This is a genomic window from Cupriavidus sp. 05T313 (assembly GCF_056396665.1).
This window is the reverse complement of record NZ_JBFTLX010000069.1, coordinates 1-21,149: the sequence shown is the minus strand read 5'-3', so window position 1 is coordinate 21,149 and position 21,149 is coordinate 1. Positions and strand designations below refer to the sequence as shown.

Genomic DNA, 21,149 nt, shown 5'->3' with positions numbered 1-21,149 from the left:
TTCGCCGCGCCCTGTCCGCTCACGCTCAGGTGGAACAGACGCGGTACACCGCCAGACTGCCGCGCCAGTTCGTCCCCCAGTTGACGGTCACACCCTCGTGCATCACCACGCGGTCAAGGATGCGCAGCCCCACCTTGGACGCCAGCGACTCGAAGTCGCTGATGGTCAGGACCCGCACGTTGGGCGTGTTGTACCACTGGTAAGGCAGCGCCTCCGACACCGGCATGCGCCCGCGGAACACAGACAGCCGGTGCGGCCAGTAGCCGAAGTTGGGGAAGGACACGATGCATTCGCGCCCCACCCGCAGCGTCTCGCGCAAGACCTGCGCGGTGTTGTGGATGGTCTGCAGCGTCTGCGACAGGATCACCGTATCGAAGCTCTTGTCCTCGAACAGCGCCAGGCCGCCTTCCAGGTTCTGCTGAATCACGTGCACGCCCTTCTGCGCGCACGCCAGCACGCCGTCGTCCTGGATCTCGATGCCGTAGGCCTGCACGTCGAGCTCATCCTGCAGCACGCGCAGCAGGCTGCCGTCGCCGCAGCCCAGGTCGAGCACGGTGGAGTTGGGTTCGATCCAGCGCGCGATGGCGCGGAAGTCTGGGCGCAGCGCCAGGATATTGGGGTTGGCCGCGGCATTCATGCGCCTATCTCCTCGGCGATGCGTTCGTAGTAGGCGCGCATCAGGTTGTGATAGCGCGGGTCGTCGAGCAGGAAGGCGTCGTGGCCGTGCGGTGCGTCGATCTCCGCGTAGCTGACCGGMCGCTTGTTGTCGAGCARSGCCTTGACCAGCTCGCGGCTGCGATTCGGCGCGAAGCGCCAGTCGGTGGTGAAACTGGCCACCAGGAAGCTGGCCTGCGTGTGCGACACCGCGCGCGTGAGATCGCCGCCGAAGGCCAGCGCCGGATCGAAGTAATCGAGCGCGCGCGTGATCAGCAGGTAGGTGTTGGCATCGAAGTACTCGGCGAACTTGTCGCCCTGGTAGCGCAGGTAGCTCTCCACCTGGAACTCGACATCGAAGGAGAAGCGGATATCGTCGGTCTTCAGCTCGCGGCCGAATTTCTCCGCCATGTCCTCGTCGGACAAATACGTGATATGGCCGATCATGCGTGCCACGCGCAGGCCGCGTTTTGGCTTGACGCCGTGCGCGTAGTAATTGCCGCCGTGGAAGTCGGGGTCCGACAGGATGGCGCTGCGCGCCACCTCGTTGAAGGCGATGTTCTGCGCCGACAGCTTGGGCGTGGAAGCCACCACGATGCAATGGCGCAGCCGCTCCGGATACATCAGGCTCCAGGCCACCGCCTGCATGCCGCCGAGGCTGCCACCCATCACCGCGGCAAACTGGCTGATGCCGAACCTGTCCGCCACGCGCGCCTGGGCGTTGACCCAGTCTTCCACCGTGACCACCGGGAAGGTGGCGCCGTAGGGCTGGCCGGTGGCGGGATTGGGGCTCATCGGCCCGGTCGAGCCGAAGCACGAGCCGAGGTTGTTGACGCCGATGACGAAGAAGCGGTTGGTGTCGAGCGGCTTGCCGGGCCCGACCATGTTGTCCCACCAGCCCACGTCGCGCAGGTCGTGCGCGTACACGCCGGCCACGTGGTGCGAGGCATTGAGCGCATGGCACACCAGCACGGCGTTGGAACGCGCGGCGTTGAGCGTGCCGTAGGTCTCGACCATCAGGTCGTAGTCGGCGATCGAGGTGCCGTTGCGCAGCTTCAACGGCTCGGGAAAATGCATGCACTGCGGCTCGACAATGCCGACCGAGTCGGACGGCAGGGCCAGCGCGGCAAGAGGCGGAGCTACGTCTGTCATGGAATAGGCCCGTTGGCAAACGGGCGTAAAAAAACCCGACCGGCATTGCGTGGACGTTGCGTGCACATGACATCAAACATGGCATCAACGATGGCGCAGCCAAATCGGGTTTTGCACGGGTCTTGCGTCCCGCGTGCCGGTGCCTTGCGTGGCAGGGTACCGACCCACCTCTTTAGCCGCATTTATATTGGCTGCCGGTTTCCCCCGAATCAGTGACTTCAGGAGTTACCATGCCGCCGCGCGCCCGCAAGCCAGTCATCAAATCGGCGCGACCCGCTTATTATAGAGCAAACCAACGCGGCGGCGGCGCGCCACCGCAACCAACCCAGAACCGAGCCCGAACCGAGCCCAGCCTTGACGAAATCACCCAGCATCCTGGTCATTGAAGACGAATCCGCGATCGCGGACACCATCCTCTATGCGCTCGCGACAGACGGCATGGCGGTGGAGCATTGCGCGCTCGGCGGCGCGGCGCTGGAACGCCTGCGCGCGCAGGCGCCGGACCTGGTGATCCTGGACGTGGGCCTGCCCGACATCAACGGCTTCGAAGTCTGCCGCACCTTGCGCACCTTCTCCGATGTGCCGGTGATCTTCCTCACCGCGCGCAACGAGGAAATCGACCGCATCGTCGGGCTGGAGATCGGCGCCGACGATTACGTCGTGAAGCCGTTCTCGCCGCGCGAACTGGCGGCGCGGGTGCGGGTGATCCTGCGGCGCACCGGCATGCGCGCCGCGCAGGCCCCCCCCGCGCAGGAAGCCGCTCCGCCCGATGGCTTCACGCTCGACGCCGACGGCGCGCGCCTGGCCTGGCGCGGGCAGTGGCTCGACCTCACACGCTACGAATACCGGCTGCTCGCCTTGCTGCTGCAGCATCCCGGGCGCATCTATTCGCGCGCGCAGCTGATGGACCTGGTCTGGCATGACGCGGTCGACACCATCGACCGCACCGTCGACACCCATATCAAGACCGTGCGTGCCAAGCTGCGCGCGCTCGACGCGGAGTGCGACCCGATCCGGACCCATCGCGGCATGGGCTATTCGCTCGCACGCTGAACGGCGCCTTCCCTCCCCCTCTCACCTACGGCCACGCATGCATATCGGGCTTCGCATCTTCTTCGGCTTCTTCCTGATCGTCGGGCTGGCGGCATTCCTCACGCTGCGGGTGTTCGTGCAGGAGGTCAAGCCGGGGGTGCGGCAAGCCATGGAGGACACGCTGGTCGATACCGCGCATGTCCTGGCGGTGCTGGCCGCCGACGACATGAAGAACGGCCGCATCGCCAACGGCGCCTTCGCCCGCCGGCTGGCGCGGCTGCGCGAGGACAAAGTCGATGCCAGTGTGTGGGGCATGCACAAGGATGCGGTGGGCTACCGCATCTACATCACCGACGAACGCGGCATCGTGCGCTTCGATTCCGGCGAGGCGGCCGTGGGCGCCGACTACTCGCGCTGGAACGATGTCTACCGCACGCTGCGGGGCGAGTACGGCGCGCGCAGCACGCGCGCCAATCCGGACGACGACGCCAGCACGGTGATGCACGTGGCCGCGCCGATCCGCGACGGCAACAAGACCATCGGCGTGCTGACCGTGGCCAAGCCCAACGTGACCATGGCGCCTTTCATCGAGCGCAGCCAGCGCAAGATCCTGCTCAACGGCCTGTTGCTGATGGGCGGCGCGTTCGTGATCGGCCTGGGCTGCACGCTGTGGCTGGTGCACGGCCTGCGCCGCCTGCAGCGCTACGCGCGCGCGGTGGCTGCCGGCGAGCGCGCCGAGATGCCGCTGCGCGGCGCCAGCGAGCTGGCCGAGCTGGGGCGCTCGGTGGAAAGCATGCGCCTGCGGCTGGAGAACAAGCAATACGTCGAGCACTACATCCACACGCTCACGCATGAAATGAAGAGCCCGCTGGCGGCCATCAGCGGCGCGGCCGAACTGCTGCAGGAGGACATGCCCGCCGCCGACCGCAGCCGCTTCGTCGCCAACATCCGGCGCCAGGCGCAGCGGCTGGAGGAAATGATCCGCAAGCTGCTGGCGCTGGCGGCGCTGGAGCAGCGGCAGAGCCTGGAGACGCACGAGCCGGTTGCGCTGCTGGCGTTGATCGAGCAGTTGCTGCACGAGCTGGAGCCGCGCGCGCGCCAGCGCGGGCTGGCCCTGCGCCTGCTGCCGCCGGCCCATCCCGCGCCGGCGGTGAAAGGCGACCGGTTCCTGCTGCACCAGGCGCTGGCCAACCTGCTGGAAAACGCGCTCGATTTCGCCCCGCCGGCGAGCGTGGTGGAAATCGCCGTGGAGCGCCGCGACGGCCCGCCCAATACGATCGCCGTGCGCGTCACCGATCACGGCCCGGGCATTCCCGACTATGCATTGCCGCGCCTGTTCGAGCGCTTCTATTCGCTGCCGCGCCCTGGCGGCCAGGACAAGAGCACCGGGCTCGGCCTGTGCTTCGTGCGCGAGATCGCCACGCTGCATCGTGGCGAGATCGTGCTGGCCAATCGCGCGGAAGGCGGGGCCTGCGCCACGCTGACCTTGCCGGCCGCGTAGCGGCTTCACACTCGCCACACAATCGCTTCACGCAGGCTTCCTTGGCGGCTCACACGGGAGTCCTAAGCTCGCGGCATCGTCACTCCCGCGCGCCTGCCGCCATGAACCGAATCCTGTTTTTCAAATCCTCCATCACCGCGCTGCTGATCCTGCTGATCCTGATCCCGCTGCATCTCGTCGGCAACGCGGTGCAAGATCGCAAGCATTACCGCGAAGAGGCAGTACGCAGTGTCTGGCAAAGCTACGCCGGCCCGCAGACCCTGACCGGCCCGGTACTGGTGCTGCCGTACAAGGAAATCCTGCGCGTGGCGGACAACAGCGACCCCAAGCGGCCCAATGCCACCATGCTGCAGGCCGAGGTCGGGCAGGTGCTGGTGTTCCCCGCCACGCTGCGGGTCAAGGGCGAGGTGACGCCAAGCGAGCGCTATCGCGGCATCCACAAGGTACTGGTGTACGAGATGCAGAGCCGCTGGCAGGGCACCATCGCGCTGCCCGACCCGGGCGAGCTGCCGCGCTCGGTCGGCCATGTGGGCTTCGAGGTGGGGCAGCCCTACATCGCGATCGGCATCAGCGACACGCGCGGCCTGATGGCGGCGCCCACGTTCGAACTCGACGGCAAGGCGCTGAAACTGGAGCAAGGCGTGCGGCTGAAGAGCCTGACGCAAGGCCTGCATGCGGAGATCGACCTGCCGTCGGCCAAAGCCGCGAAACCGGGCCTCGACGGCAGGTCCGCGCAGGCGCAGCGCGTGGTGCCGTTCTCGCTGACCTTGCCGCTGCTGGGCGCGCAGTCGCTGGCCTTTACGCCGGTGGCCGACCAGAACGACATCTCGATCGACTCCGCCTGGCCGCATCCGAGTTTCGATGGCGATTTCCTGCCGCGCACCCGCAGCGTGAACGCGCAAGGCTTCCACAGCAACTGGAGCGTGACCTCCTACAACACCAAGGTCCGCAACTAGCTCGCCGGTCCGGGCGACGGCACGCTCGAATCGGTTTCCGTGACGCTGATCGATCCGGTCAACATCTACCTGCAGGCTGAACGCGCGGTGAAGTACGGCGCCATGTTCGTGCTGCTGACCTTCGCCGGCTTCTTTATGTTCGAGCTGGTCAGGCGCCTGCGCATCCATCCCATCCAGTACCTGCTGGTGGGCCTGGCGCTGGCGGTGTTCTTCCTGCTGCTGCTGAGCCTGTCCGAGCATATCGCCTTCGCGCTGGCCTACCTGGCGGCCAGTGCCGCGTGCATCGGGCTGCTGGGCTTCTACCTCTCGTTCGTGCTGCAGAGCTGGCAGCGCGGGCTGGCCTTCGCCACGCTGCTGACCGTGCTGTACGGCGCGCTCTATGGCCTGCTGCTGTCGGAGGACAACGCGCTGATGCTGGGCTCGCTGCTGCTGTTCGTGATCCTCGCCGCCATCATGGTGATGACCCGGCGCATCGACTGGTATGCGGCGGGCGCCGCCTGGCAGCCGCAGCGCGACAAGCCCGCCGCGGCCGTGGCCGCCGAAACCGCCGTGCAAGCCTGAGCGGGGGAGAACGCCATGCCCACCTACCTCCATTGCGCCCCGCCGCTCGCCCTGGCCGCCGCGCTGGGCCGGCGCAGGGTGCCGGCAAGCCTGATGCTGGCCGGCGTCGCGGCCAGCGTGCTGCCCGACGTCGACATGCTCAGCGTCTGGTAYGCCGGGGTGCGCTACAGCAGCGTGCTGGGCCATCGGGGCCTGACGCACTCGATCGGCTTCGCGCTGGCGCTCGGCCTCGTGGCGGCGCTGGCGGCAAGGCGCTGCGGCTGGCGGCGCGGCATCGCCTTCCTGTTCGTGGCCTTGAGCACCGTGTCGCACCCCCTGCTGGACCTGCTGACCGACCGCGGCATCGGCACGGCGCTGTTCTATCCGCTGGCGGACCAGCGCGTGACGCTGCCGTGGCGGCCGCTGCCGCTGACCGGCGCCGGGCTGTTCGGCGCAACGCGCTTCTGGCTGGAATGCCTGTGGATCGGCTTGCCGCTGATGACGCTGGCGGCGACCGGTGTTGCGCTGCGCCAGTGGATCGAGCGCGACAAGCCGACCCGGCATCGTGCGCCCGCGCGCGCCTGTGCGGATTGAGGCCGACATGATCACCGCTACGAAACGCATGCCCGATCCGTTCCGCCTGCACAGCGGCCGGAACGCCGCATCCAACCGGCTCGACCGCCTGCTCACCGCGCCCCGCCCCGGACTGGCGCTGGCCGGCGCGCGCCGCGGACTTTGCGAGTTTCTCGCTTTCGGCGTCAAGGAAGCGCGATCGTGCCTGTTCGCGGGACTGTTCTTCCTGGCGGTCTTCGCCGTGCCGCGCGGCGGCTGGATGGGCATCCCGCGCTACGACCTGCTGCTGGCGGCGGCAGTCGCGATCCAGGCGGCGATGGTGTGGGCACGGCTGGAGACGATGGACGAACTCAGGGCCATCAGCCTGTTCCACGTGGTGGGCTTTGCGCTGGAAGTTTTCAAGACATCGGGCGGCATCCAGTCGTGGAGCTATCCTGACTTCGCCTACACCAAGGTGCTGGGCGTGCCGCTGTTTTCAGGCTTCATGTACGCGGCAGTGGGAAGCTACATCATCCAGGCCTGGCGCATCCTGGACGTGCGCGTGCGGCACCATCCGCCGTACTGGATGGCCGGCCTGATGGCGGCGCTGGTGTACGCGAACTTCTTCACGCACCACTATATCGGCGACTACCGCTGGTACCTGGCCTGCGGCATTGCCGGGCTGTATGCGCGCAGCACGGTGCGCTTCCGCCCGCTGGACCGGGAGCGCGAGATGCCGCTGCTGCTGGCGTTCGTGCTGATCGGCCTGTTCGTCTGGATCGCGGAAAACATCAGCACGTTCTTCGCGGTGTGGCGCTACCCCAACCAGCTAGGCGCGTGGTCGGCGGTGCATGTGGGCAAATGGAGTTCGTGGTCGCTGCTGATCGTGATGACGTTCACCATCGTGGCCAACCTGAAGCACATCAAGGCCAGCATTCATGTGCCCGCGGCCTGAAGCAGAGGCAGAGGAGGCCCCGGGCGGGGCCGCCCGCGGCGCCTAGCCCAGCAGCACGCGCAGTTGCGCGTCCGCATTCTCGCTCGGGAGCTTGCGGAAGCCGCTCTTGGCGTAGCGATGCCAGTGGCCCTGCACGGTCGCCATGATCAGCGCCGCGCGCACCGGCACGTCGGCGTCGGGCGGGAACGCGCCCTGGGTGATGGCAACCTTGAGGCACTGCCGCAGCGAGGCCTCGATGCGGTCCACCACCTGGTTGATGCGCTCCTGCAGGCGATCGTGCTCACCCACCAGCGCTTCGCCGGTCAGCACGCGGGTCATGCCTGGATTCTTCTCGGCGAAGGACAGCAGCATGCGCACCACGGCATGCGCCTGGCGCAGCCCATGTTCTTCCTGGGTGGTGATCTGGTTGATCAGGCCGAAGACGGTCTGCTCGATAAAGCCGATCAGGCCCTCGAACATCTGCGCCTTGCTGGCGAAATGGCGGTACAGCGCCGCCTCGGAAACACTGAGCTTGGCGGCCAGCGCCGCGGTGGTGACTTTTTCCCCGCGCGGCACTTCCAGCATTCCGGCCAGCGTCTGCAGGATCTGCACCCGCCGCTCGCCCGGACGCGGGCGTTTGCGTGCCGGCGCCCCGTCCGCGCCTGCGCCCTGCCCGGCCGCGGCCGGAGCCGCACCCGATGGGCGCCCGTTACTGTGCATCATGACCCTATTCTCCGAATTCGTCGTTGGAGTTGATGCATGGATTGTACTTTTACGTTCACATAACCGGGGCGATTTACGATGCGCGCCCGCACGCGCSGCGCCGATGCCGGCAGCGCTTGCGGCGCCGTCTTGCCTTGCGGCCGCGACGGCGGGTCCTGCGTCTCGGCCGCCACCAGCGTCACCGAATGCTCTTGCGCGGCGTGCCCGGCATGCTGCCTGTCCTCGGCGTCCAGCGTGCTGCGCAGCACGGCGTCGCCGCTGACGCCGTCCGCCGCCACGCTGGCTGGCATCGGCACATCGTGCGGGCGCGATGGCGCCAGCGTGCGCAGGTAGCCCGTCACCCAGGCGGTGCGAATGCCCGTGCCGGCATAACGCTTGAGGTGGGACAGCGTGTCTTCCACCAGCACCGCCCGGTGCGGCGCCACGCCTTGCTGGGCCAGCAGGCGGCGCAACATGCGGCGGTCCGGCTTGGGCCGCAGGTGTCCATGCACCCACATGTCCTCAATGGCGACGACGCGCTCGAAACAATGCTGGATACCGGCCACCTGCATGACGGCGCGCGCATATTGCGCCGGTGCGTTGGTCACCAAGATCTTGCGCCCCGGCAAGCGGCGCAGGTGGCCGGCCAGGCCCCGCTGCACGCGCACCATTTCCGCCAGTTCGGGGAAATCATGCGCGGCGCGCAGGAAGTCGGCCGGATCCACGCCGTGGTGGCGGATCATGCCGAGCAGGGTCGCGCCATAGCGCTGCCAGTACTTCACCCTTACCTCGCTGGCGGTGGCCTCGTCGCTGCCCAGCACGCGGGCGACATACGCCGTCAYCAACTGGTTGATGGCGGGAAAGATCGCGTGCGACGCGTCGTGCAGCGTGTTGTCGAGGTCGAACAGCCAGACCGTGCGGCCGGAATTGTCGCCCGCGGGGCGGCGTCGGCGCGCACCGCGCAGGCTGCGGCGCAAGGGCGGGGAAGTAGATGGCACGCGGGAAGGAAAGAGGGGGTGAGGCGGCAGCGCGCGGCGCGCGCTGCCGGGAGATGCGTTCTAGTGCGAACGGATCATGGTACCGAACGCTTGTTCGGTCAGGATTTCGAGCAACAGCGAGTGTTCGATGCGGCCATCGATGATGTGCACCGAATTGACGCCGCTCTTGGCCGCGTCCAGCGCCGACGAGATCTTCGGCAGCATGCCGCCGGAGATGGTGCCGTCGGCGAACAGTTCCTCGATCTCGCGCGCCGAGAGGTCGGTCAGCAGGTTGCCGGCCTTGTCCATCACGCCCGGGATGTTGGTCATCATCACCAGCTTCTCGGCCTTGAGGATCTCGGCCATCTTGCCGGCCACCACATCGGCGTTGATGTTGTAGGCCTGGCCGTCGTCGGAGAAACCGATCGGCGAGATCACCGGGATGAAGGCATCGTCCTGCAGCGCCTTGACCACGGCCGGGTTGATCGCTTCGATGTCGCCCACGTAGCCGATATCGATGAAGGCGCCGGGATTCTCGCGGTCCGGCATCTTCAGGCGCTTGGCGCGGATCAGGCCGCCGTCCTTGCCGGTCAGGCCCACGGCCTGGCCGCCGTACTGGTTGATCAGCATGACGATGTCCTGCTGCACTTCGCCGCCCAGCACCCATTCGACCACTTCCATGGTCTCTTCATCGGTGACGCGCATGCCCTGGATGAAGGTGCCGACCTTGCCGACTTTCTTCAGGGCTTCGTCGATCTGCGGGCCACCACCGTGGACCACGACCGGATTCATGCCGACCAGCTTGAGCAGGATCACGTCGCGCGCGAAGCCGTGCTTGAGCTTTTCCTCGGTCATCGCGTTGCCGCCGTACTTGACGACGATGGTCTTGCCGTGAAACTTGCGGATATAGGGCAGCGCCTCGGCGAGGATTTCGGCCTTGAGGGCTGGGGCAATTGCGGCCACCGCGGTAGCGGCAGGCCCAGGGGTGTCGGCGTTCATGGCAAGGGACATCCGTGAGATTCAACAGGTATCATGGCAATTCTGACCGGCGGTGGACAACGGGTTCCAGGCATTCCAGACCCCGCATTGACCACATCCGGCCGCGGCAGGCGCCGATTTTACAAGAAACCGCGCCGCACGCGTGCAGACGCTGGTGCGGCAGTGGCTCAAAACCGGTGCATGCGTACTGCGGCGCACCATGGCGTCCTATCCACGCAACAGTCGGCTGACAGTTTCCCACCACCGGACAGCGGCAAGAAAAATGAGCCTGCACCCCGACGATCTTAACGCCCTGCGCCCCCATCTGCTGCGCTTCGCGCGGCTGCAACTGCGTGACCAGGCGCTGGCCGAGGATACCGTCTCCGACACCCTGGTGGCCGCGCTGGAGCACCCGGAGCGCTTCAGCGGCCAGTCCGCGCTGAAGACCTACCTGATCGGCATCCTCAAGCACAAGATCATCGATACGCTGCGCAGCGGCCGGCGCGAAGTGCGCCTGGCGCTCGGCGGCGACGAGGACGGCGAAGCCCAGTCGGATATCGACGCGTTCGACGCCCTGTTCGCCAAGAACGGGCACTACCATACGCCGCCTTCCGACTGGGGCAACCCCGACCGGACGCTGGAGCGTCGCGAGTTCTTCGAGATCCTGCAGCTTTGCGTGGACAAGCTGCCAGCCAAGATTGGCCGGATTTTCATGATGCGGGAATGGCTGGAACTGGAAACCGAAGAAATCTGTCAGGAACTGGAGATCACGACGACCAATGCATGGGTCATGCTGTACCGCGCCCGCATGCGCCTGCGCGAGTGCCTGGAACTGAACTGGTTCGGGCAAAAGGCGTGACCGCCTGTCCGACCAAAGGAAGCCATGTCTGATACGCCACCACGAGACTCCCTGCTGCCGAACTGCCGCGAGATCCACCGCCTGACCATGGAAGGCATGGACCGCCCGCTCAGCTGGATCGAACGCGTGCGCATGCGCGGCCACTTGGCCATTTGCGACGCCTGCACCAATTTTTCGGCCCAGATGCGGCTGATGCGCGCCGCCATGAGCCGGCTGGGCCTGGACGACGAGCCGCCCAAGGACAATCCGTGAGCGATCCGGCCACGGTGCTGACGGGACAATTGCGCCCGGTCGAGCATTGCAGCGCTTGCGGCGCCGGCTTTGTGTGCGGCTACGCCGCCGGCCTGCCGGAATGCTGGTGCGCCAGCCAGCCGCTCTTGCCCGCCCGGCGCATCGTGCCGGGCCAGCACTGCCTGTGCCCGGCGTGCCTGGGCCGCCGCCGCGAGGAGGCCGGTGGGCCGGCCTGATTAGCTGGCTGCTGGCGCCGGGCTGGCCGCGCCGGTCCCGGCGAACTGCACCACCACCACGCCCAGCACCACCAGCAAGGCGCCGGCCAGACGTCCCGGCGTCACCGCGCGCACCGCGAAGCCGGCCAGGCCGAACTGGTCCAGCAGCAAGGCCCCCGCCATTTGGCCCGCCACCACCGCCGCGATAAAGCCGCCGGCGCCCAGGCGCGGGGCCAGCAGCAGCGCCGCCGAGATATAGAACACGCCCGCCACGCCGCCTGCCCACGTCCAGGCTGGCCCGCGCGCCGCCAGCGCCAGCGCCGGCATGGGCGCCTTGAGCAGCAACAGCAGCGGCAGCACCACCATCAGGCTGACCAGCAGCGAGGCCACGGCCGCCCACAGCGGGTGGCCCAGGCTACGCCCGAGCACGGCATTGGCGCCCGCCTGGAAGGGGATCACCGCCCCGGATGCGATGGCCACCAGTACGGGGATAAGGCCGGTCAGCGCCGGCGAAAAGTTACTGATTCCTGGCATCGGGGCATCTCCATACGGACAAATATGATGCCCCCAGTGTGAAATATTGCGCCGCGAATTTCMAATTCTCGTTTCATAGCGTTAATATGCGCCGCATGAATGATCTACGCGGTATCGACCTGAACCTGCTGGTGGTGCTGGAAGCCCTGCTGGCCGAACGACATATTTCGCGCGCGGCGCTGCGGCTGCACCTGAGCCAGCCCGCCGTCAGCCATGCGCTGGGCCGCCTGCGCCAGTTGCTGGACGACCCGCTGCTGGTGCGCGGCCAGGGTGGCCTGGTGCCCAGCGCGCGCGCCCACGAACTGGCGGGGCCGCTGGCCGAGGCGCTGGCGCAGGTGCGCATCCTGCTCGGGCCGTCCGGCTTCCAGCCCGCCACGGCGCGCCGCAGCTTCCGCCTGGCCATGTCCGACTACGGCGCCATGGCGCTGCTGCCCGGCCTGCTGCGCGCGGTGCGCAAGATCGCGCCGGGGATCGACCTGGTGGTCAGCCAGGCCAGCCGCGAGGCCATGACGGCCAAGGTGGCCGACGCAGAGATCGACCTGGCGCTGGGCGTGTTCGCGCAGACGCCGGAAGGCGTGCGCAGTACCGAACTGTTCGAAGAAACCTATGGCTGCATGGTGGACGCGGCCACGGTGCGCGGCCTGGGCAAGCTGGATCAGGTCGCCTACCTGGCCCGCTCGCATGTGCTGGTGGCAGCCCACAGCGAGCGGGTGGATGCCATCGATGCCGCCGTGGCCAAGGTCGGCGGGCGGCGCAAGATCGCCTGCGTGTTGCCCCACTGGAGCGTGGCACCAGCGTTGATTGCCGGCACCAACCTGGTCCTGACCACGGCGCGCCGCAGCCTGGCCGCGTTCGAGGAAGACCCGCGCTTCGCGGTGTTCGATCCGCCCTTCCCTTTGCCGGGCTTTGTCTTCAGCCTGATCTGGCACGACCGCACCGACGCCGATCCCGGCCATAGCTGGTTGCGCGAGCGCGTCATGGCGGTGGCCGCAGGGGACGAACCCGACGACGCGATCAGCCTGCGCAGCTAGGCAGCAGCCGGGCTGCCTGGCTGCCCGTAGCGCTTCAGTGCTTGTGATCGCCGTGCGAGCCGGCGGCCGGCGCTGCGGCAGCAAGGTCGCGCACTTCGGCGTCGACCTTCTGCTCGATCACCTTGCCGCCTTGTTCGATCTTGAGCGTAAGCGGCACGGTATCGCCCTTCTTCAGCGGCGCCTTGAGACCCATCAGCATCACGTGATAGCCGCCCGGCTTGAGTTCGACATCCTGCATGCGCGGCAGGTCAAGCGCGCCGATGGCGCGCATGCGCATCACGTTGCCATCCATCTTCATCTCATGGACCTCGGCCGTGGCGGCCGCCGGCGTGCTCACGCCGACCAGCTTGGCGGGCTCGTGGGCATGCAGGGTCATGAAGACGCCGGTGGCGGTCTGCGCCGGCACGGTGCCGCGCGCCCAGGCGTTGCTGACGTCGACCTGGGCGAAAGCGGCGTTCGAGCACAGCGCGGCGAGCAGGGCGGCGGGCACCGCGGCGAGGAATCTGGCTTGCATTGGGATCATCTCCACTGAACTTCACAAAGGAATCATTAGACCATGTCGTCCATGGCGGCGCGAGCCAGGCGGCAAGCCCCGCAGCTAACCGGCCAGTCTGGCAGCGCCTGCGCCGCCGACCAATGCGGCACGGTGTCGCACAGGGCGGGCCCGGCCCTTGTCGTTGTTAAACTCGCGGCATGGATACCACCGCAGCCGTGCCGCCAGATACGGCCACCTCCCACGCCGGTCCCGCCACGAGCCACACTGCGGGCTTTGCCCCGGTGCGCCACAACCTCATGAGCCTGCGCCGCCTGTTCTGGCTGCGCTGGGCGCTGATGGGCGGGCAGTCGGTGCTGCTGGTGTCTTGCGAGGCGGTGGCCGGCGTGATCCTGCCATACAGCCCGCTGCTGGCGATCCTCTCCCTGCAAGCGGTGTTCAACCTGCTGACGGGCCTGCGCATGCGCATGCATGGCGGCCGCGGCACCATGCCCAGCGACGCAGAGCTGATGGGCCAGCTGATGGTCGACCTGACGGCGCTGTCGGCCAACCTGTTTTTCACCGGCGGTGCTACCAATCCCTTTGTGTCGTTCTACCTGCCGGGCCTGGCGATCGCGGCCGCCATCCTGCCGTGGCGCAACGTGATCGCGCTCGCGGTCTACGCGATGGCCTGCTACAGCCTGATGCTGATCGAGTATGTGCCGCTGAACCTGCGCAACCCGGACAATGCCGTCAACTACCACCTGGCGGGCATGTGGCTCAACTTCGTCGCCAGCGCGACCATGATCGCGGTGTTCGTGGCACGGTTGTCCGGCGTGCTGCGCCAGCGCGATGCCGAACTCAACCTGGCGCGCGAGCAGTTGCTGCGCGATGCGCGCGTCGAAGCGCTGAACGACCAGGCCGCCGCGGTCGCCCACGAGATTGGCACGCCGCTGGCCACGCTGGCGGTCATCGCCGGCGAGTTGCGCGCCGATGCCGCGGACCCGCGCCTGGGCGGCACGCGAGTGTCCGCCTACCTGCCGGACCTGCAGACCATGGAACAGCAGCTGGAGCTGTGCAAATCGATCCTGGCGCGCCTGCGCGACGACCACGAGACCGCGGCGCCGCAGCGCATCGATGCGTGGCTGGACGGTTACGTCGAGCGCTGGCAGTTGCGCCACCCGCATGCCCGCCTCGAAGCCAATGCCATCGGCGAGACAGCCGCGCTGTCGGTCGAGGCCGCGCGCGTCGGGCAGATTCTGACCATCCTCCTGGACAACGCCGCGCGCAGCCAGCTGGCCGCGGGGCACGAGCAGATTCCGCTGCGCCTGGCCATCTCCCTGGAGAACCACGGCGCGCTGCCTACGCTGACGTTCCGCGTGACCGACCGCGGCCTCGGCATCCCACCGTCGCAACGCGCCCGGCTTGGCGAAGCCCCGGTGGCCAGCAYGCACGGCGGCCAGGGCATCGGCGTGTACCTGGCGCAAAGTGCCGCCCAGCAAATGGGAGGGCGGCTGGCCTGGCACGACCATCACGAAGGCGGCACCGTGGCCGAACTGCGCCTGCCCACCCCCTCTGCGGCGTCCTTCCCGGATGCCGCTCCGTTCGCCTCACCCCTGACAACGAATCCGCGATGACCGACGCCCTCAATAATCCCGCCGCCGACGGCGCGCCCTTCCTGGTCGTCGACGACGATGCCGTCTTCGCCGGCGCGCTGGCGCGCGCGCTGACGCGCCGCGGTTATGCGGTGCAGATCGCGCACAACCGCCAGCAGGCGCTGGCACTCGCCGCGCAAACGCCGTTTGCCTATATCACCCTGGACCTGCACCTGAGCGCGCCGCCGGAAGCCGGCAGCACCGCGCCGGCGGAGTCCGGCCTGCAACTGGTCGCCCCGCTGCGGGCCGCCTTGCCCGATGCGCGCATCCTGGTGCTGACCGGCTACGCCAGCATCGCCACGGCGGTGGCGGCGGTCAAGCATGGGGCTGACGAATACCTGGCCAAGCCGGCCAATGTGGATTCGATCCTGACGGCGCTGATGGCCGGGGTATCGGAAGACGCGGCCGAAGCCGCCATGGAGGAGCCGGTGCCGCTATCGGTGGCACGGCTGGAGTGGGAGCATATCCAGCGGGTGCTGGCCGAGCACGACGGCAATATTTCCGCCACCGCGCGCGCGCTCAATATGCACCGGCGCACACTGCAGCGCAAACTGGGCAAGCGGCCAGTGTCGCGCTAACGTCCGCTAGCGCCCGCGCTCAGAGGCGCAACTGCACGTAGTCCCAGTCCAGATCGTCCTCCCGGCCGGCGGCTTGCTCGGCCAGGCGCAGGGCGTCGCTGGCATGGCGATCGGCACGCGAGCCCAGGTCGCCGGCCTGCACCGCCAGTTCCACCGCGGCTTGCGGGGCGGCGCGAGTGTGCACGGCACGCTTGAGCGCCACGGACGCGCCCGACTGGCGCAGCGCGGGCGCCGCCTCCGGGCGCGCGCACAGGAACACGGTTGCAGCGGCGAGGCCGCACAGCACCCCGAACGAAGACAGTAGCTCGCGTTTCATTTCGGTTCTCCTGCCTGGTTGGTTTGTGAGTGGGTGGATGCGAGCCGGTGAGCGGCGGTGGCGGCGAATTCTCGAATCCGCTTGGGAGCGGTCGGGATTCCGTGACTCGCGGAACCGGCGCCGCGCCGCTAAAAACCCGCCGGACATGCATCGCGGCGGGTGGTAACCGGCCGGCTGCGATCATTGGACCGAGCCGGCCGCCACTTTGGCATTGCATCGCTGTGCGCACCAGTGCGCTTACGAATGCTTACCTGCTTTACTTTTGTCTTTTTATCTTTACTTTTTTAAGCTTTACCAGCGTGTGTCACGCTCCCACGCCTTCAGCTCATCTTCCACGCGCTCCTTCGTATAGCCGTAGCGCTCCTGAATCCGGCCGGCAAGCTGATCCCGCTTGCCCTGGATCTGAGTAAGGTCGTCGTCGGTGAGCTGGCCCCACTTTTCCTTCACCTTACCCTTGGCCTGATCCCACTTTCCTGCGATCTGATCCCAATTCATGGTCGACTCCTGGTTCGTGTTTGCTGCGATCAGCCCGCAGACGGGCTGATTGGGTATTTCGTGCGTGGCTATGACTTACTTGGYGTACTTGGCCTTCACGTTGGCCTGGCACTTGTCCTTGGCATCGCCGGACATGGCATCGCACTTTTCCTTGTCAGCCTTGTAGGCAGCTTCCACGGTGTCCTTCCTGGCATCGGCGCGCGCTTCGGCGACGTCGGTGCTGGTGCCGGTGGCGGCAGCCTTCTCGACCTTGGCCACACCGAGGGCTTGCTCGTGGGCCACCTTGGCTTCCTTCACGCATACGTCCTTGTCATTGCCCTTGCGGTCGTCGCACTTTTCCTTGGCCACGCTGTAGTCGCCATCCGCCTTGACCTTGTCCGCCTTGGCGCGCGCCTTTTCCGTGCCATCGCGGGCGGCCTCCGCGTTGGCCTTGGCCACGTCTTCGTCGCGCTTGGCTTCCTTCACGCAAACGTCCTTGGCGTTGTCCTTGAGGCTGTCGCACTGGGCGCGTGCAGCCTTGTAGTTGGCGTTAGCGGTTTTCACGGCCGCGTCGTAGTCCGCTTTGGAACCTGCTGGTGCGGCATGCGCCAGCGTGAAGGCGGCAGGGCCGGCAAACATCATCGAACACACTGCTGCGCTCAGCCATTTCTTCATCATGTCGTGCTCCTTTTCAGTGGCGGAATATTGTGGAGAGCGGCCTCGTCGCCAGGCACCTGCCTGGTGCGATCCGCGTTTGCCCACACCGTAGATACAGAGTACGTACAGGCCCTTCCCGCAATCAGGCGTCACGCTCCGAAAGCCGCGTAAGACAAATCCGACATGATTCCCGGGGCACGCAGCCCTGCGGCGCTCCGCCGCAGCGCCGAGGAGCGCCATCGGCGCTAGACTGGCGCGCTTCCCAGGAGAATCCACATGACCGCATCCCGCCTGCTGCCCGCAGTAACCATCGCGCTGGCCTCGCTCGGCGCAAGCTGGGCCCCCGCAGCGCTCGCGCACATCGTGTTCGGGCAGAAGACCGCCACCGCCGGCAGCTACTTCAAGGGTGCGCTGATGGTGGGCCACGGCTGCAACGGCAGCGCCACGCGCGCCATTACCGTGACTATCCCGGAAGGCGTGCAAGGCGCCCATCCGCAACCCAAGGCAGGCTGGCAACTGGAAGTGAAGCGCGCGCCGCTGGCCAAGCCCTATACCTCGCACGGCAAGACCGTGAGCGAGGACGTGCGCACGCTGCGGTGGTTCGCCGGCTCGCTGGCCGACGCGCATTTCGATGAATTCGTGATGTTGATGAAGCTGCCGGAGCAGGCTGGCAAGCTGTATTTTCCGGTGGTGCAGGAGTGCGAGGACGGCCGCACCGAGTGGACACAGATCCCCGCCGACGGCCAGAGCCTGCGTGAGCTGAAAACGCCTGCGGCGGAACTGGAACTGACCGCGCCGACGCCGGCGGGGCATGTGCACGCGCATTGAACGGGCGCAGCAAACGACAAAAAGGGCGCACCGTGATGCGCCCTTTTTGATCCTGACTGCTATCGACTACAGCACGTAGCGCGACAGGTCTTCGTTGCCGGCGAGATCGCCCAGGCGTTCGTCCACATAGGCCGCATCGATGGTGACCGTCTCGCCCGAGGACCTGGTGGCGTGGAAGGACAGGTCCTCCAGCAGCCGCTCCATGACCGTGTACAAGCGGCGCGCGCCGATGTTCTCGACCTTCTCGTTGACCGAGAAAGCAATCTCGGCCAGGCGGCGGATGCCGTCCGGCGCGAACACCAGCTGGACCTGCTCGGTGTTCAGCAGCGCCTGATATTGCTTGGTCAGGCTGGCGTCGGTCTGGGTCAGGATGGCTTCGAAGTCGGCAACCGACAGCGATTCCAGCTCGACCCGGATCGGGAAGCGGCCCTGCAAYTCGGGGATCAGGTCGCTGGGCTTGSWCAGGTGGAAAGCACCCGAGGCAATGAACAGGATGTGGTCGGTCTTGATCATGCCGTACTTGGTGTTGACCGTCGTGCCCTCGACCAGCGGCAGCAGATCGCGCTGCACGCCCTGGCGCGACACCTCGCCGCCGCCCACTTCGCTGCGGCTGGCGATCTTGTCGATCTCGTCCAGGAACACGATGCCGTTCTGCTCCACATTGGCAACCGCCTTGTGCTTGACCTCTTCGTCATTGAGCAGCTTGGCGGCTTCCTCGTCGATCAGCAGCTTGAAGGCCTCGTGCACCTTCATCTTGCGGCGCGCCTTCTTGCCCTGGCCCAGGCCCGCGAACATGGTGCGAATCTGCTCGGTCATGTCTTCCATGCCCGGAGGGCCCATGATATCCATATTGGGCGAGCCGGCGGAAACCTCGAGCTCGATCTCCTTGTCGTCGAGCTGGCCTTCGCGCAATTTCTTGCGGAACACCTGGCGGGTGTTGGAATCCTTTTCCTCGGGCTGGTTGAAGCCGATATCGCGCGGCGGCGGCAGCAGTATGTCGAGCAGGCGGTCCTCGGCGGCTTCCTCGGCCTTGGTGCGCACCTTTTTCATTTCGGATTCGCGGGCCTGCTTGACCGCCATCTCGGCGAGGTCGCGCACGATGGTGTCGACGTCGCGGCCCACGTAGCCCACCTCGGTAAACTTGGTGGCCTCGATCTTGATGAACGGCGCATCGGCCAGCTTGGCCAGGCGGCGCGCGATCTCGGTCTTGCCGACGCCGGTCGGTCCGATCATCAGGATGTTCTTGGGCGTGATTTCCTGACGCAGGGGCTCTTCCACCTGCTGCCGGCGCCAGCGGTTGCGCAGCGCGACCGCTACCGCCTTCTTGGCCTTGTTCTGGCCGATGATGTGCTTATCGAGTTCGGAAACGATTTCCGACGGGGTCATGGTATGCGACATGGTATCCGTTCAGTGGAAGACGGGCCGGAGCGCGGCGGCCCCCGGTCCCAGGCGGCCGCGCGTCGAGGGACTACGCGGCCGTCCGACGCTCATTCCAGCGTCTCGATGACGAAATTGGTGTTGGTGTAGATGCAGAGTTCGCCGGCGATGCCCAGCGACTTTTCCACAATGTCCTTGGGCGAAAGCTCGGTGTTCTCCACCAGCGCCTTGGCCGCCGACTGCGCGTAGGCGCCGCCCGAGCCGATCGCGGCCACGCCACCCTCGGGGTCGAGCACGTCTCCGTTACCGGTGATCACCAGGGTGGTGTCGCGGTCGGCCGTGATCAGCATGGCTTCGAGCCGGCGCAGCGCGCGGTCCGAGCGCCAGTCCTTGGCGAGGTCAACGGCGGCGCGGGTCAGGTTGCCCTGGTACTTCTCCAGCTTGGCCTCGAAGCGATCGAGCAGCGAGAAGGCATCCGCGGTGCTGCCGGCAAAGCCGACCAGTACCTTGCCGTTATAGATGCGCCGCACCTTGCGTGCGGTGCCCTTCATCACAATATTGCCAAGAGTGACCTGGCCGTCACCGCCGACTGCAACCTGGTTGCCGCGCCGGACGCTGACGATGGTAGTGCCGTGATACTGTTCCATGGTGGCTTCGCGAGAATATGTCTTGGACGTAGGTGGCGACGGGTGCGGGCGAATTCAAGGGCCACCGCGCCGGCCATCCCTGGCGCCCCCCGCCGGACCGAAAGCAACCAGATCAATATAGACGAGGAGGCCACAGCAAGCGCGGGGGCGCGGCGGGCCGTGGGATGAAAAACAAAAAGGCCACGCATCGCGCGTGGCCTTTTCTGCATCCGGGCTCGCGCCCCGCGGGTGGCGGCGATCAGTCCGCGTAGACGCCGGCCTTCTTGATCACCGGGCTCCACTTGCCGATTTCCGCCGACAGGAAGGCCTTCAGCGAATCCGGCGTGGCGCGCTGGGCGGGCACTGCCTCCGCACCCAGCTCGGCCATCTTGGCCCGGAAGGTCGGGTCCGTCACGGCCTTCTGCAGTGCGGCGGAGAGCTTGTCCACCACCGGCTTGGGCGTGCCCTTGGGCGCGTACATGGCGTGCCAGATCTTCACTTCGACACCAGGCAGGCCCTGCTCGGCGGCCGTCGGGATGTCCTTGAAGGCTTCCACGCGGCGGCTCTGCATGGCGGCGTACGGCTTGAGCGCGCCCGCCTTGAGCTGGCCGGCGATATTGGTGGTCTGGTCGCACATCAGGTTGACCTGGCCGCCCAGGATATCGGTCAGCGCCGGCGCCGTGCCTTTGTAGGGCACCGTGGTCAGGTCGGTCTGGATCGCGCTCAGGAAGAGCAGGCCGCACAGGTGCGAGGCAGAGCCGATGCCGGCGTTGGCCATCGACAGCTTGCTGGCATTGGCCTTGATATAGGGCAGCAGTTCCTTGAAGCTGGCGGGCGGCAGGTTCTTGTTGCCGATCATCACCATCGGCACGTCGGCGATCTCGCCCACGGTTTCGAAGTCCTTGAGCGGATCGAAGCCGAGGTTGCGGTACAGCGCCGGCGCGGTGGACATGCCGATATGGTGGATCAGGATGGTGTAGCCATCACCCTTGGCCTGCGCAACCTTCTTGGCGCCGATGGTGCCACCCGCGCCGCCCAGGTTCTCGATCACCATCGTGGTACCCAGGTGCTTGGACATGATCATGACCAGCTCGCGCGACACCTTGTCGGTCGGGCCGCCCGCGGCGAACGGCACCACCACCGAGACCGGCTTGCCGCCCGGGAACTCCTGTGCCTGCGCGCCCGCATGCATCCCCATCACGCCGACCGTCAGCGCGGCAGCCACAAACTGTGCAACTCGTTTCATGCTTTCTCCTGGATACCCTTCTGTTCCCGTACCGGCACTGCCCCGGCCGGAGTGGCGCGCCCTGTCGGGCGC

24 protein-coding genes and 1 pseudogene are annotated in these 21,149 nt (G+C 67.0%); 12 read left to right on the top strand and 13 right to left on the bottom strand.

The window, feature by feature from the left end; genetic code table 11:
- Positions 1-25 precede the first annotated feature (25 nt).
- Both metW and metX read right to left on the bottom strand, forming a co-directional pair.
- On the bottom strand, positions 26-637 hold the full coding sequence (gene metW, locus AC1DKD_RS17055) for a methionine biosynthesis protein MetW (RefSeq protein WP_441631480.1): 612 nt from the start codon (positions 635-637) through the stop codon (positions 26-28).
- Positions 634-1,806: a homoserine O-succinyltransferase MetX gene (gene metX, locus AC1DKD_RS17050; RefSeq protein WP_441631478.1), complete on the bottom strand. Its 1,173-nt coding sequence runs from the start codon at positions 1,804-1,806 to the stop codon at positions 634-636. The genes metW and metX overlap by 4 nt, the downstream gene beginning before the upstream one ends.
- A 354-nt stretch (positions 1,807-2,160) precedes the next feature.
- Here metX and creB point away from each other — a divergent pair, with 354 nt between their 5' ends.
- The 5 genes and pseudogenes from creB to AC1DKD_RS17025 all read left to right on the top strand — a co-directional run bounded on the left by creB (position 2,161) and on the right by AC1DKD_RS17025 (position 7,342).
- Positions 2,161-2,859, top strand: coding sequence for a two-component system response regulator CreB (gene creB / locus AC1DKD_RS17045; RefSeq protein WP_441631476.1), 699 nt, complete (start codon positions 2,161-2,163; stop codon positions 2,857-2,859).
- A 37-nt stretch (positions 2,860-2,896) separates the two neighbouring features.
- Entirely contained in the window at positions 2,897-4,339 is a 1,443-nt protein-coding gene (creC, locus tag AC1DKD_RS17040; protein WP_441631474.1) for a two-component system sensor histidine kinase CreC, read from the top strand.
- 101 nt (positions 4,340-4,440) lie between these two features.
- Positions 4,441-5,856: pseudogene (gene creD, locus AC1DKD_RS17035) on the top strand (cell envelope integrity protein CreD).
- Between the two features lie 15 nt (positions 5,857-5,871).
- Positions 5,872-6,429 carry a metal-dependent hydrolase gene (locus tag AC1DKD_RS17030; protein ID WP_441631470.1) on the top strand — a complete coding sequence of 186 codons (558 nt, stop codon included), beginning with the start codon at positions 5,872-5,874 and terminating at the stop codon, positions 6,427-6,429.
- A gap of 7 nt (positions 6,430-6,436) precedes the next feature.
- Positions 6,437-7,342 (top strand): DUF817 domain-containing protein, encoded by a 906-nt coding sequence (locus AC1DKD_RS17025; RefSeq protein ID WP_441631468.1) that lies wholly within the window; start codon positions 6,437-6,439, stop codon positions 7,340-7,342.
- Positions 7,343-7,384: 42 nt separating this feature from the next.
- Here the strand turns inward: AC1DKD_RS17025 and slmA are convergent, their stop codons facing one another.
- Genes slmA through argB form a run of 3 tightly spaced genes read right to left on the bottom strand, consistent with a single transcriptional unit; the run spans position 7,385 to position 10,011 of the window.
- A complete protein-coding gene (gene slmA, locus AC1DKD_RS17020; RefSeq protein ID WP_045236201.1) occupies positions 7,385-8,044 on the bottom strand; it encodes a nucleoid occlusion factor SlmA in 660 nt (219 codons plus the stop codon).
- Positions 8,041-9,021 carry a pyrimidine 5'-nucleotidase gene (locus AC1DKD_RS17015; protein WP_477143497.1) on the bottom strand — a complete coding sequence of 327 codons (981 nt, stop codon included), beginning with the start codon at positions 9,019-9,021 and terminating at the stop codon, positions 8,041-8,043. Before AC1DKD_RS17015 ends, slmA begins: the two co-directional genes overlap by 4 nt.
- A gap of 60 nt (positions 9,022-9,081) precedes the next feature.
- Positions 9,082-10,011 (bottom strand): acetylglutamate kinase, encoded by a 930-nt coding sequence (argB, locus tag AC1DKD_RS17010; RefSeq protein WP_017226062.1) that lies wholly within the window; start codon positions 10,009-10,011, stop codon positions 9,082-9,084.
- Positions 10,012-10,261: 250 nt separating this feature from the next.
- Between argB and AC1DKD_RS17005 the strand changes: the two genes are divergently transcribed.
- The 3 genes from AC1DKD_RS17005 to AC1DKD_RS16995 are packed head-to-tail and all read left to right on the top strand — an operon-like array spanning position 10,262 to position 11,304.
- Positions 10,262-10,837 (top strand): sigma-70 family RNA polymerase sigma factor, encoded by a 576-nt coding sequence (locus AC1DKD_RS17005; RefSeq protein ID WP_035874347.1) that lies wholly within the window; start codon positions 10,262-10,264, stop codon positions 10,835-10,837.
- A gap of 24 nt (positions 10,838-10,861) precedes the next feature.
- Positions 10,862-11,089: a zf-HC2 domain-containing protein gene (locus AC1DKD_RS17000; RefSeq protein ID WP_441631463.1), complete on the top strand. Its 228-nt coding sequence runs from the start codon at positions 10,862-10,864 to the stop codon at positions 11,087-11,089.
- Positions 11,086-11,304, top strand: a complete 219-nt coding sequence (locus tag AC1DKD_RS16995; RefSeq protein WP_035874353.1) for a cysteine-rich CWC family protein — start codon at positions 11,086-11,088, stop codon at positions 11,302-11,304. Before AC1DKD_RS17000 ends, AC1DKD_RS16995 begins: the two co-directional genes overlap by 4 nt.
- On the opposite strand, the gene AC1DKD_RS16990 is transcribed toward AC1DKD_RS16995, so the two are convergent.
- A complete protein-coding gene (locus tag AC1DKD_RS16990) occupies positions 11,305-11,817 on the bottom strand; it encodes a DMT family transporter (protein WP_441631461.1) in 513 nt (170 codons plus the stop codon). It lies immediately after the preceding gene.
- A 95-nt stretch (positions 11,818-11,912) separates the two neighbouring features.
- On the opposite strand from AC1DKD_RS16990, the gene AC1DKD_RS16985 reads away from it, so the two are divergent.
- Entirely contained in the window at positions 11,913-12,848 is a 936-nt protein-coding gene (locus tag AC1DKD_RS16985) for a LysR family transcriptional regulator (RefSeq protein ID WP_441631459.1), read from the top strand.
- Between the two features lie 34 nt (positions 12,849-12,882).
- Here the strand turns inward: AC1DKD_RS16985 and AC1DKD_RS16980 are convergent, their stop codons facing one another.
- Positions 12,883-13,362, bottom strand: a complete 480-nt coding sequence (locus tag AC1DKD_RS16980) for a copper chaperone PCu(A)C (RefSeq protein WP_045236206.1) — start codon at positions 13,360-13,362, stop codon at positions 12,883-12,885.
- Positions 13,363-13,541: 179 nt separating this feature from the next.
- On the opposite strand from AC1DKD_RS16980, the gene AC1DKD_RS16975 reads away from it, so the two are divergent.
- Positions 13,542-14,957 carry an ATP-binding protein gene (locus AC1DKD_RS16975; protein WP_477143496.1) on the top strand — a complete coding sequence of 472 codons (1,416 nt, stop codon included), beginning with the start codon at positions 13,542-13,544 and terminating at the stop codon, positions 14,955-14,957.
- Positions 14,954-15,553: a response regulator transcription factor gene (locus AC1DKD_RS16970; protein ID WP_441631453.1), complete on the top strand. Its 600-nt coding sequence runs from the start codon at positions 14,954-14,956 to the stop codon at positions 15,551-15,553. Before AC1DKD_RS16975 ends, AC1DKD_RS16970 begins: the two co-directional genes overlap by 4 nt.
- Before the next feature lie 19 nt (positions 15,554-15,572).
- Here AC1DKD_RS16970 and AC1DKD_RS16965 read toward each other — a convergent pair whose 3' ends face one another.
- The 3 genes from AC1DKD_RS16965 to AC1DKD_RS16955 form a co-directional block, all read right to left on the bottom strand.
- On the bottom strand, positions 15,573-15,869 hold the full coding sequence (locus AC1DKD_RS16965; RefSeq protein WP_441631451.1) for a hypothetical protein: 297 nt from the start codon (positions 15,867-15,869) through the stop codon (positions 15,573-15,575).
- A gap of 291 nt (positions 15,870-16,160) precedes the next feature.
- Complete coding sequence (locus tag AC1DKD_RS16960) at positions 16,161-16,364, bottom strand: CsbD family protein (protein WP_045236210.1); 204 nt, start codon at positions 16,362-16,364, stop codon at positions 16,161-16,163.
- 75 nt (positions 16,365-16,439) lie between these two features.
- Positions 16,440-17,021: a hypothetical protein gene (locus AC1DKD_RS16955; RefSeq protein WP_477143495.1), complete on the bottom strand. Its 582-nt coding sequence runs from the start codon at positions 17,019-17,021 to the stop codon at positions 16,440-16,442.
- Positions 17,022-17,276: 255 nt separating this feature from the next.
- Between AC1DKD_RS16955 and AC1DKD_RS16950 the strand changes: the two genes are divergently transcribed.
- Positions 17,277-17,828: a YcnI family copper-binding membrane protein gene (locus tag AC1DKD_RS16950; RefSeq protein WP_477103455.1), complete on the top strand. Its 552-nt coding sequence runs from the start codon at positions 17,277-17,279 to the stop codon at positions 17,826-17,828.
- A gap of 66 nt (positions 17,829-17,894) precedes the next feature.
- Here the strand turns inward: AC1DKD_RS16950 and hslU are convergent, their stop codons facing one another.
- The 3 genes from hslU to AC1DKD_RS16935 all read right to left on the bottom strand — a co-directional run bounded on the left by hslU (position 17,895) and on the right by AC1DKD_RS16935 (position 21,077).
- The gene (gene hslU / locus AC1DKD_RS16945) at positions 17,895-19,226 is read right to left on the bottom strand and encodes an ATP-dependent protease ATPase subunit HslU (RefSeq protein ID WP_477143494.1); all 1,332 of its coding nucleotides are present in this window, start codon (positions 19,224-19,226) and stop codon (positions 17,895-17,897) included.
- Between the two features lie 89 nt (positions 19,227-19,315).
- Entirely contained in the window at positions 19,316-19,852 is a 537-nt protein-coding gene (gene hslV / locus AC1DKD_RS16940) for an ATP-dependent protease subunit HslV (RefSeq protein ID WP_006162714.1), read from the bottom strand.
- Positions 19,853-20,090: 238 nt separating this feature from the next.
- The gene (locus AC1DKD_RS16935; protein WP_276289090.1) at positions 20,091-21,077 is read right to left on the bottom strand and encodes a tripartite tricarboxylate transporter substrate-binding protein; all 987 of its coding nucleotides are present in this window, start codon (positions 21,075-21,077) and stop codon (positions 20,091-20,093) included.
- Positions 21,078-21,149 lie beyond the last annotated feature (72 nt).

Excerpts from the sequence above, each read along its gene's own strand:
- metW (WP_441631480.1), bottom strand. The coding sequence starts at position 637 with ATGAATGCCGCGGCCAACCCCAATATCCTGGCGCTGCGCCCAGACTTC.
- creC (WP_441631474.1), top strand. The coding sequence starts at position 2,897 with ATGCATATCGGGCTTCGCATCTTCTTCGGCTTCTTCCTGATCGTCGGG.
- AC1DKD_RS17025 (WP_441631468.1), top strand. The coding sequence starts at position 6,437 with ATGATCACCGCTACGAAACGCATGCCCGATCCGTTCCGCCTGCACAGC.
- slmA (WP_045236201.1), bottom strand. The coding sequence starts at position 8,044 with ATGATGCACAGTAACGGGCGCCCATCGGGTGCGGCTCCGGCCGCGGCC.
- argB (WP_017226062.1), bottom strand. The coding sequence starts at position 10,011 with ATGTCCCTTGCCATGAACGCCGACACCCCTGGGCCTGCCGCTACCGCG.
- AC1DKD_RS17005 (WP_035874347.1), top strand. The coding sequence starts at position 10,262 with ATGAGCCTGCACCCCGACGATCTTAACGCCCTGCGCCCCCATCTGCTG.
- AC1DKD_RS17000 (WP_441631463.1), top strand. The coding sequence starts at position 10,862 with ATGTCTGATACGCCACCACGAGACTCCCTGCTGCCGAACTGCCGCGAG.
- AC1DKD_RS16990 (WP_441631461.1), bottom strand. The coding sequence starts at position 11,817 with ATGCCAGGAATCAGTAACTTTTCGCCGGCGCTGACCGGCCTTATCCCC.
- AC1DKD_RS16985 (WP_441631459.1), top strand. The coding sequence starts at position 11,913 with ATGAATGATCTACGCGGTATCGACCTGAACCTGCTGGTGGTGCTGGAA.
- AC1DKD_RS16980 (WP_045236206.1), bottom strand. The coding sequence starts at position 13,362 with ATGCAAGCCAGATTCCTCGCCGCGGTGCCCGCCGCCCTGCTCGCCGCG.
- AC1DKD_RS16970 (WP_441631453.1), top strand. The coding sequence starts at position 14,954 with ATGACCGACGCCCTCAATAATCCCGCCGCCGACGGCGCGCCCTTCCTG.
- AC1DKD_RS16965 (WP_441631451.1), bottom strand. The coding sequence starts at position 15,869 with ATGAAACGCGAGCTACTGTCTTCGTTCGGGGTGCTGTGCGGCCTCGCC.
- AC1DKD_RS16960 (WP_045236210.1), bottom strand. The coding sequence starts at position 16,364 with ATGAATTGGGATCAGATCGCAGGAAAGTGGGATCAGGCCAAGGGTAAG.
- AC1DKD_RS16950 (WP_477103455.1), top strand. The coding sequence starts at position 17,277 with ATGACCGCATCCCGCCTGCTGCCCGCAGTAACCATCGCGCTGGCCTCG.
- hslV (WP_006162714.1), bottom strand. The coding sequence starts at position 19,852 with ATGGAACAGTATCACGGCACTACCATCGTCAGCGTCCGGCGCGGCAAC.
- AC1DKD_RS16935 (WP_276289090.1), bottom strand. The coding sequence starts at position 21,077 with ATGAAACGAGTTGCACAGTTTGTGGCTGCCGCGCTGACGGTCGGCGTG.